Annotated in this window: 17 protein-coding genes and 1 pseudogene; 3 read left to right on the forward strand and 15 right to left on the reverse strand. The window is 40.7% G+C overall.

Going from position 1 to position 16,753, the window contains the following annotated elements:
• Positions 1-8: 8 nt before the first annotated feature.
• The 11 genes and pseudogenes from asnB to NYE35_RS17045 all read right to left on the reverse strand — a co-directional run bounded on the left by asnB (position 9) and on the right by NYE35_RS17045 (position 10,159).
• Complete coding sequence (gene asnB / locus NYE35_RS16995; protein ID WP_341122477.1) at positions 9-1,886, reverse strand: asparagine synthase (glutamine-hydrolyzing); 1,878 nt, start codon at positions 1,884-1,886, stop codon at positions 9-11.
• Between the two features lie 147 nt (positions 1,887-2,033).
• The gene (locus NYE35_RS17000; RefSeq protein ID WP_341121754.1) at positions 2,034-2,972 is read right to left on the reverse strand and encodes an alpha/beta fold hydrolase; all 939 of its coding nucleotides are present in this window, start codon (positions 2,970-2,972) and stop codon (positions 2,034-2,036) included.
• A 286-nt stretch (positions 2,973-3,258) separates the two neighbouring features.
• Positions 3,259-3,471: a DUF896 domain-containing protein gene (locus NYE35_RS17005; RefSeq protein WP_036676956.1), complete on the reverse strand. Its 213-nt coding sequence runs from the start codon at positions 3,469-3,471 to the stop codon at positions 3,259-3,261.
• 62 nt (positions 3,472-3,533) lie between these two features.
• A complete protein-coding gene (locus NYE35_RS17010; protein ID WP_036676954.1) occupies positions 3,534-3,950 on the reverse strand; it encodes a MarR family winged helix-turn-helix transcriptional regulator in 417 nt (138 codons plus the stop codon).
• A 190-nt stretch (positions 3,951-4,140) separates the two neighbouring features.
• Positions 4,141-5,234, reverse strand: a pseudogene (locus tag NYE35_RS17015) (ATP-binding protein).
• Between the two features lie 81 nt (positions 5,235-5,315).
• Entirely contained in the window at positions 5,316-5,954 is a 639-nt protein-coding gene (locus NYE35_RS17020; RefSeq protein WP_036676948.1) for an ABC-2 transporter permease, read from the reverse strand.
• A 17-nt stretch (positions 5,955-5,971) separates the two neighbouring features.
• A complete protein-coding gene (locus NYE35_RS17025) occupies positions 5,972-6,607 on the reverse strand; it encodes an ABC-2 transporter permease (RefSeq protein WP_076106738.1) in 636 nt (211 codons plus the stop codon).
• Positions 6,600-7,469 (reverse strand): ABC transporter ATP-binding protein, encoded by an 870-nt coding sequence (locus tag NYE35_RS17030; protein ID WP_076106740.1) that lies wholly within the window; start codon positions 7,467-7,469, stop codon positions 6,600-6,602. The genes NYE35_RS17025 and NYE35_RS17030 overlap by 8 nt, the downstream gene beginning before the upstream one ends.
• On the reverse strand, positions 7,466-7,846 hold the full coding sequence (locus NYE35_RS17035) for a GntR family transcriptional regulator (RefSeq protein ID WP_036676940.1): 381 nt from the start codon (positions 7,844-7,846) through the stop codon (positions 7,466-7,468). The genes NYE35_RS17030 and NYE35_RS17035 overlap by 4 nt, the downstream gene beginning before the upstream one ends.
• Before the next feature lie 156 nt (positions 7,847-8,002).
• On the reverse strand, positions 8,003-8,680 hold the full coding sequence (locus NYE35_RS17040; protein WP_076106743.1) for a M99 family carboxypeptidase catalytic domain-containing protein: 678 nt from the start codon (positions 8,678-8,680) through the stop codon (positions 8,003-8,005).
• A gap of 180 nt (positions 8,681-8,860) precedes the next feature.
• Positions 8,861-10,159, reverse strand: a complete 1,299-nt coding sequence (locus tag NYE35_RS17045) for an alpha-glucosidase/alpha-galactosidase (protein WP_341121757.1) — start codon at positions 10,157-10,159, stop codon at positions 8,861-8,863.
• A gap of 257 nt (positions 10,160-10,416) precedes the next feature.
• On the opposite strand from NYE35_RS17045, the gene NYE35_RS17050 reads away from it, so the two are divergent.
• Positions 10,417-11,280 (forward strand): AraC family transcriptional regulator, encoded by an 864-nt coding sequence (locus NYE35_RS17050; protein ID WP_341121759.1) that lies wholly within the window; start codon positions 10,417-10,419, stop codon positions 11,278-11,280.
• Between the two features lie 10 nt (positions 11,281-11,290).
• Here NYE35_RS17050 and NYE35_RS17055 read toward each other — a convergent pair whose 3' ends face one another.
• Positions 11,291-11,821 (reverse strand): GrpB family protein, encoded by a 531-nt coding sequence (locus NYE35_RS17055; protein ID WP_256717328.1) that lies wholly within the window; start codon positions 11,819-11,821, stop codon positions 11,291-11,293.
• 39 nt (positions 11,822-11,860) lie between these two features.
• Positions 11,861-13,081, reverse strand: coding sequence for an MFS transporter (locus tag NYE35_RS17060; protein ID WP_076106745.1), 1,221 nt, complete (start codon positions 13,079-13,081; stop codon positions 11,861-11,863).
• 187 nt (positions 13,082-13,268) lie between these two features.
• Between NYE35_RS17060 and NYE35_RS17065 the strand changes: the two genes are divergently transcribed.
• Both NYE35_RS17065 and NYE35_RS17070 read left to right on the forward strand, forming a co-directional pair.
• Positions 13,269-14,048 (forward strand): GNAT family N-acetyltransferase, encoded by a 780-nt coding sequence (locus NYE35_RS17065; RefSeq protein ID WP_341121761.1) that lies wholly within the window; start codon positions 13,269-13,271, stop codon positions 14,046-14,048.
• A 24-nt stretch (positions 14,049-14,072) separates the two neighbouring features.
• Positions 14,073-14,381 carry a DUF4190 domain-containing protein gene (locus NYE35_RS17070; protein WP_036676925.1) on the forward strand — a complete coding sequence of 103 codons (309 nt, stop codon included), beginning with the start codon at positions 14,073-14,075 and terminating at the stop codon, positions 14,379-14,381.
• 76 nt (positions 14,382-14,457) lie between these two features.
• Here the strand turns inward: NYE35_RS17070 and NYE35_RS17075 are convergent, their stop codons facing one another.
• Both NYE35_RS17075 and NYE35_RS17080 read right to left on the reverse strand, forming a co-directional pair.
• A complete protein-coding gene (locus tag NYE35_RS17075) occupies positions 14,458-15,648 on the reverse strand; it encodes a Ger(x)C family spore germination protein (protein WP_076106747.1) in 1,191 nt (396 codons plus the stop codon).
• A complete protein-coding gene (locus NYE35_RS17080; RefSeq protein WP_076106749.1) occupies positions 15,641-16,744 on the reverse strand; it encodes a GerAB/ArcD/ProY family transporter in 1,104 nt (367 codons plus the stop codon). The genes NYE35_RS17075 and NYE35_RS17080 overlap by 8 nt, the downstream gene beginning before the upstream one ends.
• Positions 16,745-16,753 lie beyond the last annotated feature (9 nt).

Consider the following 16,753-nt stretch of genomic DNA (forward strand, 5'->3'; position numbering starts at 1 on the left):
CTCCCCCATTACAATACGGCACTATTTAATTGCTTCAGATCTTCTTTTATAAAAAGAGTGTACCATACTGAAAAAATGTAAATTAGCCATATTCTACGCGAATAGTCGCCTTTATTACTCCGATGCTGGGTAAACATCTCTTCGATGATATTCATATTGAATATTTCTTCAATGCCACTATATCGTATTTGTTCGAACATTATATCTGAAATTGGAGTTTTGAGCCAATCACGAATGGGTACGGGAAATCCTAGTTTCGGGCGATTCACAATAGCTTCCGGAACGATTCCTTCCATAGCTTTACGCAAAGCAAGTTTTGTTGTTTTTTGCCCAATCCGATTGGATACAGGTATTTTACTAGCCGTTTCGAAAACCTCTTTATCTAAAAATGGGACTCTTAATTCTAATGAATGTGCCATGGATAGCTTATCTGCTTTTGATAAAATATCTCCAGGTAACCAAAAATTCATATCAATAAACTGCATTCTTGTCGTAGGGTCTAGGTGAGCTGTCTTATCATAAAAAGGCTTAACGATATCCGCGGGATGTAAAAAGCTATGCTGAGCGTGTACCGATTCGTGGAGCAAATTCATCTTACCGGTTTTGTTGAAGATGTTCGCATTACCGAAAAAACGTTCTTCTAAAGGTGTCAGACCCCGAAGCAAATAATTTTTTCCATAAAAATGATAGGGATATACGGATAATGATTTTCGTAACGAATCCTTTATAAAGTTAGGCATCCAGGTTATCGGTCTTAAAGCATTTGGCTCTCTATAGATTCTGTATCCTCCGAATAATTCGTCAGCACCTTCCCCTGATAAGACAACCGTAACATGTTCTTTGGCAAGCTGGTTTAGATGATAGAGTGCAATGGCAGAAGGATCCGCTACAGGTTCATCTAGATGCCAGACCGTTTTCGGGATACTTTCAAAAAAGTCTTTTTGCGATAAGATGTGAAAATAATGATCTGTCCCCAGTTTGGCTGCTGTTTGATTTGCAATGATTGTTTCATTGTTCAACCCTTCAAATCCAATTGAAAAGGTTTTGGTGGATTCTTCTGTTCTCATCATTGCAGCTATAGCTGTAGAGTCAATTCCACTGGACAAAAAACATCCTCTATTCACATCACTTTGTAAATGAAGGTTTACAGACTCTTTCAATTTCCACTGAATTTCTTCTGCGTAGTCTGCTAAAGATCGTACTACCGGTTGAAAATGGGGTTCCCAATATTTCTCGATCTTCATTTCACCTTCCGAGTTAACAAATACTCGCTCTGCAGGTCCTAATTTATGAATGTGTTCAAACATCGTATCAGGATGCGGGACATACTGAAAAGTTAAGTAGCTGAATAAACTTTGATACTGAAGCTTTCTGGGTACCCCTTGCACTGCAAGTATGCTTTTAATTTCCGAAGCAAATAAAAGATTATTTTTGTCTTTGTAATAATAAAAAGGCTTGATCCCGAAATGATCTCTAGCAGCAAAAAGAGATTGTTCCTTAAGATCCCAAATCGCAAAACTAAACATTCCACGTAAATGATGGACACAATCCTTGCCGTATTCCTCAAATAAATGCACAATGACCTCTGTATCGGATTGCGTCTGAAAGTGATGTCCCTTTAGCTTAAGTTGATCTCGTAGTGTTTTATAATTATAGATTTCACCATTAAAAATAATCCAAAGAGTACGATCTTCATTCGTCATCGGTTGATTGCCATCACGTAAATCAATTACAGACAATCTGCGAAAACCAAGTCCAATGCGAGAATCGAGCCATACTCCCTCATGATTGGGACCTCGGTGATTCATAACCCCTGTCATTTGTTTTAAGGTTTCTTCATGTGGTGGCTGTCCATTATATTTTAATATTCCTGCTATTCCGCACATACTCTGGCAGTCCTTCCTATTATAAAGATTAGGATATAGAGTGCCCATAATTGCTTTGATAAATTTATCATTTTTTTCTAAAGGATTCACTTATTTGAAAATATAAAAAAAGAAAAGCCTGTATTAGCAGGCTTTTCTCATTCATTTTTACTTTATCTCTCCCAGAAAGCTTCTAAAGTTCTCGACAATGTCTTTAGATCGGGTATGGTGCAAATAATGCTCCCCATCAAGCAACATCAATTTCCCGTGTAAGGAGTCTTTAATCTGTTCTTTATGCAGGGATTCCCAGCCTGGAACATCCGTATTGTCTTTCACTAGGAAGAAAATAACAGGAAGATCTTTAGGGAAATTTAATGTTTCCGTGGCTTTGAAATTGCTTTTAAAATGCTCTGCTTCGCTGATGATATTAGGATTCATCATGTTTTTAAGTGAAATCATTCTATTTTGTTCTTTAGTTTCCTCATCATCACTTGGTGTAACGATTTGGGCCGGGTTGAGTTTTACCAGCAATCGCATAAATCCTGATTTTTTAAGCAGCTTATAGGTTCCTGATGGAAATTCTTCATCGTTACCCCCTTGTGTGGGTACGCTGCTGTCGATGCCTACGAATGCACTAACTTCGTTTTCGTATTTGTTCACATAGTCCAGTCCGTAAATTCCTGCTATAGAGTGTCCCATCAGAATATAACGATCTATCTTTAATTCTTGTAAAGCTTCATGAAGCTCACTCACTATATTGTCGACTGTTCGTTCTTTTGTGGTGACATCACTTAGTCCATAACCAAACGGCTCAACTACTACAACTTTATAGAAAGGAGTCAGTTCATCTACAAGTGGTTTGAAATCAATTACGGGTGATGCGGTTCCAAACCCTGGGAGTAACACGACCGTTTCCTTGCCTTGCCCTTGTATGGTTACATTCATCTTTTTCCCGTCGACAGGTACAAGCTGACCATAGGGTTCTATTTTTCCTTTCTCCACTTTATTGCTGATCACATTGACTGTAAAAACGATGACCAGAAAAAGTGCTATGAGTATGACTATAGCGACTATTACTTTAAGTAAAATTAATAATGTTTTCTTCATACTTTCATTTCCTTCCTTGATGTTTCTTTTAGTTTCTCCAACTTCTGCACCCCTTCTTGTTATCCCTTATCTGTTGTCTATTCCATTCTATCAATCCAGTCTTAGATCCTGTGTAACGCAAGTTTAATTGATTCTTAACTTTCAACAGCCCCTAATGATAACGATTTAAGCTTCTGTTAAGATTGGAATAACAAAAAAACACCTTTAGTTATCCGTCGATTAACCATAGGCCATAGGCCAATTCAACGTTTTCTAAAGGTGTAGTTTCCACTTATTAGTTCATTGATTATTTACGCGCTGCACGAAGCTTCTCAGGAGTTACATCATTTCCATCCGGATCTAAAATTGTCACTCCAGAAAGACTGTTACGAACTTGTCCACGAATTTCACGCAGGTAGTCTTCACGCAATGCGATCTGTTCAACCCATTCGCCTTGTGTCAGACCTACTTCACGTTCTTTCTTAGCTAATTCATTGATGCGAGTCAAACTTGTAATCATCTATATTCCTCTTTTCTTAGTTTTAATTAGCTTACTAACGGTTATGGCGATTAGTTCCAGATTCAAGCTAAATTATCAGCCATTTGTTTCATAAGTCTTCTTAATAATAAACGTTCTTCAGGTATAATTCCGGCTAGTAATTTATCCAGCTGTTTGTTCCAGATCTGTTCCACAGGTTCGCAGAGATTACGTCCGGCTGGGGTTAGATACACTCGGCTAACTCTGCCATCTTCAGGATCTCTTTTTCGAACAACAAACCCATGATTTTCAAGAGATTTCACCATATTTGTTATGGTTGGAGGCTCACAATTCAAGCGTTCACTTAGCTGTATCTGTGTCATTCCATCTGTTCTCCATAACCGGCATAATAACTGTTCTTGACCCACATGAAGATTTAGTTCTCTAAGCAGCTCTGCATAATCTCTACGCATTTCCGCTGATATTCTATCCAGTAGTTCCCTTATCTCATTTTCTATCACAGATATTTCCTCCGTACTGCCTTACAAATTACTTAGCAAGCTAATAATATCACGATTTATTAAAAATTTCAAATAAATGTTCGTAACGTTCATCCTGTTTGCTAACCAAACCATTAAAAAAGGAGTAAAACCACAAGATCACGTAGATCTTGTTTTTTTACTCCTGCCCAGTCAACACTTGACTTCGTTCTCAATTATTTTGTGGAAGCCGCACTTCAAACATCGTCCGCACTACACTGCTTTGTGCAGAAACTGTTCCAGCATGTTGTTCCACAATGTTTTTAGTGATAAATAAGCCCAGTCCCGTACTCCCTGTGGGATGCGTTCGCGCTCGATCCCCGGTGTAGAACATATCAAAAATACGCGGCAGCTCTTCCGGATCAATACAATCTCCATAGTTAATAATCTCAATAACGACTTCGTTTTCTTCTAAATACCCATGAATATCAATAAATTGACCGTCGCTTCCGTATCGCGCTGCGTTAGTGAGAAGATTCTCAAATACACGTGCCAGCAGCTCACCGTCACCCTCTATCTTCAGAGGTTGGGTTACATCCAAGCGGGAAGTAAGACCATTTTTCTCAAAAACGGGATATAACTCTTCATTTAATTGTAAAAGAAGCTCACTAAGGTCGATCGAGGTTTTCTCAAGCGTAAGCTTACCGTAGTTCATTTTGTAATTTCAAATAGCTCATCAATTAATTTTTCCAAACGTTGAGATTTAGTATAAGCAATCGTTGTGTAATGTCTGGTCTGTTCTGGCGTTAATTCATTGTCCTTAAGGATAAAATCCAAATAACCTATAACTGAGGTAAGTGGAGTACGCAGATCATGTGCCAGATTTAACACAAGTTGATCTTTACTGCTCTCCGCAAAGTCTCCCCGCTCAATAGCTTCCTGAAGATGATCAATAGCCAGATTGATATCATGGCCAATAAGGCCGAATTCATCTTTAGAAGGGATATCCACCCGCTCCGAGAAATCACCCGACGCCAGCTGATGGATCCCTTTCGAGATTTCCTTGAAATAATTTGCATATGGTTTAGTAAATATAAAAAAGAATAAGATGGCCAAAGGAATGAAGATAATCAAAAACGCATTAACATCACCGATATCCCGCATCAAGTAGCGAACTTTAGTCAATGGATTTTCTAATAAGACCTCTGATCGGTAATATCTCTGCAGAATTTTATAGATTGAAAAGGTAATTCCACCGGATACAAGCATACTGGCCATCAGCAGCATAATCATTTTTGTACGAAAGCTATAAATCATTTTAGGCATTGGTTGTATACCCTTCCCCTACTATTTATCTTTGTAGTGACAATGGTATATGAATTCATTCAAAATCTCAAATCCTTCGAATCAAAGATCTTTCCGCACAAAAATCCGCAGAGAAATGATATATGAACAGCTAAGCAAGAATATATAAGCCAGCCCTAGGATTATAAAGGGAATGACCGTACCTTTCACTCCAAAACTTAGCCATCTGTTCACATCAGGTATCCACTGGATCAAAAAGCTAAACACGTTCGGGCCAAACATAACAATCATCATAAAAACAAGATTAACCACTTGTGCTCCCTTTGCCCCTAACCAGTAATGAATCGGTAAATAAAGCATCGCAAGGAGAGGGAAAATAGATATCGTAATACCAACCTCTTGCCAAAAATGAGGGGTTACGGCTTTACCTGTCACAACAATCAGGAGATAGGTAAAGGCCGTTGCTGCCAGCCCGACAAGAGCAAACGGAAGGATCGAAAAATATTTGGCACGGACAAGCTCTTGTCTCCTTACAGGGAGATTAACGAGAAACCGTTGTGTCATCTGCTGAGTATCCATTGAGCAGGAGCTTATCAATAACAGCATGGGTGGCATTACCGTAAATAAACTGAAGCTATGATAGTTCGAGTACGCTATAAAAATAAAGAAAGGGATTAGCAGCATCAGAAATTTACGCAAAAGAATGAAGTCTTTTTGAATTAAAAAAAATGATTTATACACTTTACGTCCTCCTTAGCTTATAACTCTTCCTTGCTAAACAATCGTAGTGAAATCCTATAAGAGCAGTACAATATGAATAGATAAACAATCCCTGTCAAACCAATCGGCACCAGATGATCCTGCAGCTTTAAATGGGTAATTGTTAAGAAAAAGGATGAATTTGAGAGTGAAGATCCAGTGTTTAGGGTGGTAATCGTTATTACTACATTAAAAAGGATATTGAAGTAATAGTTTTTGGAACCAAGCCAATAATGAATCGGCAGATAAATAGACGCAGTCAAAGGAATCATCAGTAATGTTAAAGATACCCCTATCCAATAAAACGGGCTAATGGAATATCCAAATGAAAAGGAAATTAGTAACAAAGCTAAAGAGCAAACCAAACCGATGAAACAATAAGGAACAAGTGATAAGTATTTAGCCAAGATAATCTCTTGCCGTCTTACTGGCAACCCTATAACAAACTTTGTGTTGTTATTCTGTGCATCCATAGAACAGGAGTATACGAGCAACAGTAAAGATTGAAATGTAGCAAACATGCTGGAGTTATCCAGTTGAACATATGCGATAAACAAGATACTCAAGAGAAATATAGGGATAAAATTCCGCAGGAGAATAAAGTCTTTTCGAATCAGCAAAAAGAGATTAAACATACAAAGTGTTTCCCTTTACCGTAAAATACATGATTTCTTCCAGAGTAGGTGTTTCGCATATGGCATGACCCCTAAAGAAGTGTTCCCCCTCAGAGCGATTGTTCAGAAGCCCCTCGAAACCAACTTCCGTCTCTCTAAGCCCGATGAACCATTTTCGTACATCCCGATCAAGCAACTCTTTGTTGCCTTTAACCAGCATGTATTTGTTGGCTAGAGATTCTTTCATTTCATTAAATACTAGGCGCCCTTCATTCACAAAAACAATATAGTCTGCGATCCGGTCCAAATCAGTCGTATTATGCGTTGAAAAAAGAATAGACTTCTTCTCATCCTGGATATGCTCACTAAGCAAATCAAGCAACTCTCTTCGGAATATAGGATCAAGTCCTGCAGTAGGTTCATCCATAATGAGCAGATCTGCACCATGTGATAAGGCAATAGCGAGCGAATACTTCATTTTCATTCCTTTGGAGAGCTCCTTAATCTTTTTCCGCGGGGAAAGCTTGAACATCTCTATGTATTTCCTATACGTTTCTTGATCCCAACGACTATAAAAAGGAGCAATAATCTTACTCATCTGATCGATGGTTAATTGATCGTAAAAGTAATTCTCATCGGAGACATAGCCAATCCGATCCTTATTCTCTGCTTCATGAATAGACATCTCTTGGTCAAAAATCTTGACGCTGCCGCGATCAGGAAACACCATCCCCATCATCATTTTAATTATTGTTGTTTTCCCTGCCCCATTCGGCCCAATTAGCCCCGTGATATACCCTTCTTTGATACCGAACGTAAGTTCGCATAGGCTAAAATGGCCATATTTTTTAGAAATTTGGTCCAATTGAATGACTTCTTTCATTCTGTCTCCTCCTCATAAAGCAATTTCAACATCTCACTAAACTCAGCAAAATTAATCCCCAGCATTTTACTCTCGTCGATAATCTCCTTCATTTTTTGCTCCATAATCCGTAGCCGTTGTTCCCGAATAAACTCCTGATCTGCACCAGAAACAAAGGAACCTTTCCCCACAATTGAATTGATAAGCCCTTCTCTCTCCAGTTCTTCATAGGCTCGTTTCGTTGTAATTACGCTAATCTGCAGCTCTTTGGCTAATAGCCGGATAGAAGGTAATGGGGTACCAGACACTAATTCTCCTTGCAGAATCATCTGGCGGATCTGGCTGACAATCTGTGCATAGATGGGTTCACCGGAAGTGTTGGATATCAATATGTTCATGGAATCGTGCCCTCACTCCTAGTTTATGTGTTATCAATGTATATACGTAATATATACACTATACTCAATGTTGTCAATTACCTTTCTTGTATCGGCAAAAAAGCTGATTCCTAGGATCTAAGAACCAGCTTACACAGTTATCAGATATTTTCTCCATCACAATAATCCAGCACTTTTTAAAAAACGGCTAACAATATCTATCTGATAGCGAATCCGTAGCTCACGATCAAGGCTCCAGCAGGTTTCCACAGTAAATGCTTTAGCCCCTAATATACGGGTAACGGCTGCCCTTGAGGAGCCGGGGCGCTCCCGTAAACGGATATTAAAATGATAAGCGGTTTTGGGAATCGTTCGATTAATGCCTTTGATGACACGTTTTGCTGTACCTATTCCTCGGCTTCCCGGAGTGACGATGATCGACTGACCAAGTCGCTTCGGATTTTTTTGTGACAACCCATTTGCTTCATGAAGATCCAGAAACCAGGTGGGACGATATCTTAGTACTAGCTGTAGCAAAGCTGAAGCTAATGGATGTTTTGCCACTACTTTGTTAGAACGTGGAAAGGTGCGATTTAAATCGGGTACACCTCTGATCCGTTTGCGGTAAGCTTTTTGATTCATTAGAGGTACTACAATGATCGTGCCCCGGTGTATATACAACCTTCTCTGGTTAAAACGTTCTACAATGATCTGTGCGGCACGAATACTTCCTGTCTCATTCCCATGTATCCCCGACACCACCATAAAGACAGGACCAGGAAGCTCACCTCTAATCACATAATAAGGGGTAGCATAAGCTGTGGACGATGCTAAGGTATAGCTTTCAACGATCATAAAGGATCACCTCCACATTTAGATAATCCATATATGTGTATTCCGATGTCCCCCAGTTGTCCTAGACAGATAAGCAAGAAGAAACGACGTTGTCTTTTTTAAAGATAACATTCGTTTTTCGTAGAAATACAATCAAAAAAAGCCTGATTTCTCAGGCTTCCTTAGTCCTAACTAGTTAATTTATTTATACGCTGGGAGCCAGTCTCCATGGGCTGTGATCAGCTCGTCGCACATATTTGTAATGTCATCCATCGACAATTCAGCAGCTGTATGTGGATCGAGCATTGCGGCGTGATAGATATGCTCTTTCTTATGGGTAATCGCTGCTTCGATCGTTAACAGTTGTGTATTGATGTTTGTACGATTTAGTGCGGCGCACTGCGGAGGCAGATCTCCCACGTAGGTCGGAGTTACTCCGCTTCTATCTACTAAACAAGGGACCTCTACACATGCTTCTTTTGGCAAATTGGTGATAAGACCTGTATTCATAACATTGCCACCTATTTTGAAAGGCACATTAGTTTCGATGGCTTCCATGATATAAGACGCATATTCATGCGAACGTTCATGTTTAAGTTCTTTGTTATTAACCAATTCTTCACGCATTTGTTGCCAACGTTCAATTTGATCTACACAGCGGCGTGGATACTCGTCGAGTGGAATTTGAAACCGTTCGATAAGCTCAGGGTAATTACGTTTGATAAAATAAGGATGGTACTCTGCGTTATGTTCCGAAGATTCCGTAATGTAGTAACCAAATTTAAGCATCATTTCATAACGGACCATGTCTCCGTGATATTCTTGTTGCTTCTCAGCGGCACGGCGTTTAATTTCCGGATACAAATCCTCACCGTCTTTAGTAACCTCCAATAACCAAGCCATATGGTTAATCCCAGCGATCTTAGCCTGAACACCTGTCTGATCCATACCCAGATGCTCGAACAAACCCGGAATACAATGCTGCACACTATGACATAATCCCACCGTCTTTACACCGCCATAGGTATTCATCACATTGGTCAGAACTGCCATAGGATTCGTATAATTCATAAAGAGTGCGTCCGGACAAACCTCCCGTACATCCGCAGCAAAGTCCAGCATCACTGGAATAGTACGCAGGTTACGGAAAATCCCGCCTATGCCAACCGTATCCGCAATCGTTTGCCGCAAGCCATATTTCTTCGGAATTTCAAAATCTGTGATGGTGCAAGGATCGTAACCTCCCACTTGGATTGCATTAATGATATATTTAGCTCCACGCAAAGCTTCTTTACGATCCGTATAGGATTTCACAACACAAGTGCTGCCGCTGCTCTCTTTTATATTATTAAGCATATTCTCGGAATCTTTAAGGCGTTGTAGATCAATATCATACAGGGCAAGTTCAAACCCTTGCAGGGCTGGCGTTCTCATACAATCTCCCAACACGTTTTTGGCGAATACGGTGCTACCCGCTCCGATAAATGTAATTTTAGACATGTGAAATATTCCTCCTTATAGGTGAGGTGAACGGTGTTAACATCGCAGTTTTATGGAGTAGAGTAAACTATAATTCCCTTATCAACACTAGGATGTCAGATCATAACCGTCTGCTCTCTTCACTAATCACTATAAATGAGAGCGGTCCCAATGAGTATGGAGAAATACAAGAGATATATGGACGTTTGTTGCATTTGTATATTCAATCCTATAATCTAAATGTATTATAAAAGCAATCTTGGGGAGGTTCTAAGTGAATGGCTTCAGAGCATTATCATTTTACAGCAGGGTTTAATCTGGCTCCCGATGATCATGACCTATCTGTATTATTCAGCGGAGAAGGCAAGCCTGTTCCTGGCCATAAAATGGGCCCCTCTGTGCATGATTACTATCTCATTCATACAGTAATTGATGGTGAAGGTGTTTTTCAAAGTGGCAGTAATTCGCAGGGATGTAGTAAGGGGGATACCTTTGTTATTTTTCCGGGGGCGTTATTTAGCTATCAGGCAGACATGGATCATCCTTGGACATATGTATGGGTGGCCTTACAAGGGGAAACGGTTGAACAGCTACTACAGGAAGTGGGAATTACAAGGGACAAGCCAATAATCCACTTAGATAACCTAATAGAGATACATAAGATATATGAACATATTCGTTTATCCTTTCAGCAATCTGCTTATCCTCGACTGGAGAGCTTAGAAGCTTCGGGTTGGCTGCGGCTGCTAGTGCACAAATTCGGTGTTGCGAACATAAGTTCGCTGCCCTCTCAATCGATAGAATTACCGGATGTTATCGACCGCCAGATCGATCAAGCGATCCGTTGGATTTCTCTACAGTTTCATCAACAGATCAGTATCGACCATATGGCATCCTCCCTTGGCTATCATAGAGCACACCTCTCTAAAGTCTTTAAACAAAAGATCGGCATGTCTCCCAAACAATATTTATTAAAGGTTCGGATGGATAAAGCAAAAAAACTGCTAGGAGGAACGCTGACCATCGACCAGATCTCTTCCTCGGTCGGTTTCAATGACGCGTTATACTTCTCCAAGCAGTTTCGTAAGTGGAGCGGCATGTCTCCCAGTGAATTTCGAAATCATCTTCGAACGGGCAAATGATTGATCTTTCTTACGTTTCTTTCATGGCTTTAGATAAAATTGAGCTAACAAACGTCGTCTTTCCTTCACAATAAGCATCAATGTCATAACGATGTTGTTCTGCCAAGCGTTGTTTAACCTCTGCATACGCTTGACGCGCTGCTGTATTCGATCGCAGATAGTCTCTGAAAGCGATATGCTCCAAGTAGCCTTTTCCATCCTTAGGGCAAACATACAGATGATATTTCATAAACCCGTCATCCTGAAGTCTTTGAAAAGCTTCTCTGCCCTCTATTCCCAAGTTCCCTTGGTGTTCATAACCACGCTGTTGTAAACGTTCGATGATTTGTGGGAGTACATCGTAGCTTTCCATCACAAGATCTAGGTCGATGATAGGTTTAGCAGCCAGCCCTTCAATGGAAGTACTGCCCACATGCTCGATAGAAATAATAAGATCTCCGACATAAGATAAGAGCTGTTCTTTTAATCTATTGAATTCTGCCTTCCACTCTGGGTTATACGGGACAACCTCTATAACTTTCGTCTTCTCAGCGATGATCAAACACCTCCCGGGTATAATAAAAGGTAATATAATACGTTTCTAGCTAATCTCCGGTATATCCTCTTTCTCTATCACTCTATAGACTATCCATATGCATAGAGCGGCTACAACAAGCGTTCCCCCCATTAAGCAGACGCCACTCCAGCCCCAATGCTGCCATGCAAAACTTCCCAGCGTGGATCCAATCGCTCCACCTGTAAAAGTGCTGACCATAAAAACAGTATTTATACGACTTCGAGCCGCTGGTTCAAGTGCATATATCCGTGTTTGGTTACTGACCTGTGATCCCTGTACCCCAAGATCCAGAATAATAACTCCTGCAATCAAACTCCAGATTGTAAATCCGGCTAAACCAAAAAATCCGTAAGCAATCAATGTAATTAACAGTAGGATCCCTACAATCTTTTTGGGAGCAATTCTGTCTGCTAACCTCCCGATAAATGGAGCACCAGCAGCACCTGCTACACCAATAAGACCAAACAATCCTGTGATTGAGCTACTGTAGTGATAAGGTTCTCCTTCCAGAAAGAAAGCTAGAGAAGTCCAGAACACACTGAAGCCGCCAAACATGCAAGCCCCAATTAAAGATGACTCACGAAGCGTCGAATATCTGCGAATCAGTTGCCCCATTGATTTCAGCAGATCGGAGTACGAAGAATTATTGTCTGGTTTCGTTGCCGGGATTAGCCGATAAAGAATAAGGGATAGCAATAACATAACTACTGCGGCAATCCAGTACATCGCTCTCCAGCCGAACATATCCCCTATAATTCCGGATATTGTTCTTGCTAGCAGAATACCAAAAAACAATCCGCTCATTACTGTACCTATAACCTTCCCCCGCTCCTCCGGTAAAGCTAACTCAGCCGAGAGAGGAATGATGACCTGCGGCACCACCGTAGTTATGCCGATAGCAAAGCTGGCGATATACATCCAAGTGAGGTTTTGTGCGGTAGCGAAACCAATTAGGGACAGTGATACAGCAATAAGAAGTCCGGATATCAGTGTTCTGCGTTCACGAATGTCACCTAGTGGAACAAAAAATAACATTCCCAGCGCGTAGCCGATTTGAGTAAGCATCGATACATATCCCACTGCGTTAGAGGAAGCATTAAATGTGCGTCCTATCTCAGCTAGGAGCGGCTGATTATAATACATATTTGCCACGCTTAGTCCTGATGCAATGGCTAGAATTAGGATGAATTGCTTAGATAGACCTTCTCCTACACGAACAGCAGCGCCTGTGATAGATTGTGTCATGAAATTATGTGCCTCCGTTCACGTATGCTGCTTCAAACAGCGAGCTTTATTTTCCCTAATATATTATAGCAGTCACTGTCAACCTTCTTTTTTCAATAGATTAATGATTAGTAAAGGAAAAATATAAATATCTGCATAAGTACAATTTATAGTAAAATATATAAATCTGAGCTAGGAGTGGATGGGTGTGCACCAGAACGAACAAATCATAAACAAACTACAAAAGAACCCCTTAAAGAATGTAAGCTTGTTAAAAATGTTAACCTCCTTCCACGAAGTCATGGAAACACATCTAGTTGAGCATGGTGATCAGTGGGGTATTGTATTACTTCTTCCAGCCACAGCATACGCATATGATCATAGGGTATATCCTCAAGCGGATTACATCGTATTTTTGGATTACAGCTGCCCCGATATATTTCCAGCATTACTAACGCTGCTCCCCACAGAGGCGAAGCTTGTTTTTAAACTGCAGGATGTGAAGTACCAAGAGGCACTGTCTGCGCATTTTTCTTTAGAAAAAGTTCGGGGGTTTTTCTCTTACAGCACAACTGAGGGGTTAAGGTATGTTAAGGACAAAGAGGTAACAATCAATCATTCATTTGACGACAGACTACTTCCACTTTGGGCTGCTAACCATTACAATAAGGAAGAAATTGAGGAATATTTCCAAAAAGGAGCGTTTTCCGTTTCAATCTTTCAGGGCGACAATCCGGTTAGTACCTGCCTAGCGTTCCGCAATGAAGAGCAGATCTGGGAAATCGGCGCTGTACATACTTTAGAAGCATTTCAAAGCTACGGATACGCGAAAATGGTAGTTCGCACAGCCATACAAGAAACGTTAGAACGAGGCTTTATTCCACGCTATCACGTCCTTGAAAGAAATCAAGCGTCCATTCGTCTAGCTGAATCTATTGGACTTGTCCCTTGTGTGCAGCTAGAGCACTGGATTAACTACATTCAATAACAATTTCTATTGGAGGTGATTTTAATGAGCTATCCACCAAACGACAATTTGAACTATTATCAGCCTCCACCCCCTCCGGCACCAACCAATGGCAAATCAATCGCTGGTTTTGTCTTGGGAATCCTCTCCATTGTTGTGCCTTATATTGGTTTTCTGTTAGGAATTATTGCGATTATTCTATCCGCCTTATCGCTGAAGGAAATCCGTAATCGTTATGAACAAGGCAAAGGCTTAGCGATTGCAGGTCTGGTATGTGGAATTGTGGGCACGCTGATGTACGCAATTATTATATTATTCGTCGTTGTGTTTGTTTTTGCAGCTTCTACTTACTAACCACGAAACGGATCTCAATAGCCATCATCGGCTGCTGAGATCCGTTTTGAGTTAACACGTTTATCAAGTGAACCCTTCATTCAGTCGTGGAACCAAAATCGGTGATTTTAAGCTTTACATCAAAGGTTAATGGCATCCGAATAAATTCCTCGTCCCAATGATCCTTGACCTTTTTCCAAACCTGCGGTTTTTCTATGCTGAACCAATTTCCGAACCCTGCCACATCTACTTTATAGGTGGAATGCATTTTGTGAATAAGAGCATTAATTTTTTCGGTCAATCTCTCCTCGAATATCTTCTCCAATTCTTTGAAATAGGCAACTTCCGCGGAATGCTCATTATCATCCCAATGCTCAATAAGACGTCCATCAGACTCAATCGCAACATGAAAGGAAAACTTCTCATCAGCAGTCTCCTTCAGTGTAATCTTGCTCTTGACTGATTTAATCTCATAAGTAATTGCTTCGTTTGACTGATCATATGTTTTGATGCTCCCGCCTTTAACATCGCCTTTGATCCAGGCAATACTCTCCACATCCTGTTGGTTCAGATTGCCGATCCAATGTCCTGTGTCTCCCTTGATAATACCGGCGCCGGAAAACTCCACCTCACCATTTGCCTCAATAACGTTCTGCAAAACAAAGCTTTGCTTCGAATACATCAATGCATCTAGATTCGACAATGTTATGCCCTTCATAACTTTACTAGTCCTGAAGTGGTTATGGACCATGTCCTCCAGACGAAAAGAAGGAACCTCCTCTGCTGTCGTGTTTAGCGTATCAGACGCACGTCCTTGGCTAAGAAAGATGAGGCAGCTAGGGCGAATATCGTTATCACGCAACAGAAAGTCCATTAGCCGTCGGATTTTCTCCTGTTGTATCAATTTCTCGGATATGACAACAACCTTGAGGTGATGGCCTATAATCGGACGGTTCTTGCGGATCGAAATCTGGCGGAATACTTCAAGCAGGGAATCTCCAGACTCTGAAATATTATGGAAATGAGTTTTGGGTGTTTCACCTTCTTTGCCGGAGTTTCCAATTACATTTTCAGGCACAATTTGTACCGTAGCCGTCAATTTATTATGCTTAAGGTAACTTCCTCCGAGTTCCTCAAATTTCTTTTCGACTGTTTGGGGTTCCCCCTTGTCAAGCGCCAATCCCGTATAAACACTCAAGTCTTCAATTTCCTTACTGCTCCAGCAGCCAGACTGCGTAAGCAGAATCATAAATACCAATAGTAAGCGAATAACCCGCTGTCTAAACATTCTGCTTGAGTCCTTTCTTCCTAATGATTAATACAATCGACAATAACAGTGGCAGCAATATAAAGATCAGCACACCCATATAGCCAATCGCATCACCAAGACTGAAGACATCATTGATGCGTTGAGGGATCATCGTACAGATGAAGATGATGGGCATTAAAGCGAACATAACCGGATGGATCTTTAGGTGAAACACCTGGGAGATTCCGAGTGACGCATTAAAGAAAAAGCTGCAAAAATTGCAGAACATCTGCATCAGCCAGATAACCAGCAACGGAAATTCAAATCGTTCAAAAAAGAACCCTGAAATTTCAAAGCTCCGCACCAAATCTATCGTCGGCCAGGTACTGGAGATTACAGAATTAATAGATAAGCCGCCGATAACCATTACAACAGTAACCAAATATAATACAAATGGTATGCTTAAACCAACCAACATTCCCTTGACTGCTTGCTGTGGATGCTCCATAAAGGCCGTCATTGTCATCACAACCTCACAACCGGTAAAGATCAGGATGCTCGATTTCATGCCTCGGATCACCGGGATCATACCTTCACTCAGAAAAGGACGCAAATGCTGGATATCAAATATTCTGGTACTTAAGATATAACAAATTATCAGGATAAAAATACTGATCGGAAATACAATCTGAAACACGCGGGCCATGGAATTAATCCCACCATACACCAAATAAGTGCCAACCCAGATGAACGGCATCACAATCGCCCAGATCGGTGTCCCTTCCAGAAGAAAAAACAACGTTACTTCCGCCAAAACGCGGATTTCGAAACCCGCTATCACAATAAAGTACAGAATCAATATTGTACTCATTACACTGCCTGGAAGATTCCCAACAATTCTTTTAGAATACTGAAAGACAGTCTTCCCTGGAAATTGCTGGCTAAGCTTCACCATAACCAATATCACCAAAGATACGGTGATACCTCCCAGCACTACTGAAATCCAGGCATCGGGAGTCTGTACAGCCTTAACAACATTTCTGGGCAAAGTCAAAATTCCCGCACCTAGCATTGAATTGGTCAAGATTATGGAAGCCTGCGAGGTTGTGATCTTGTCATCAGTTCGTTTGAACACTGTGGTCTC

The sequence above is a fragment of the Paenibacillus sp. FSL L8-0494 genome, from assembly GCF_038003695.1.
Lineage (GTDB): Bacteria > Bacillota > Bacilli > Paenibacillales > Paenibacillaceae > Paenibacillus_AQ > Paenibacillus_AQ odorifer.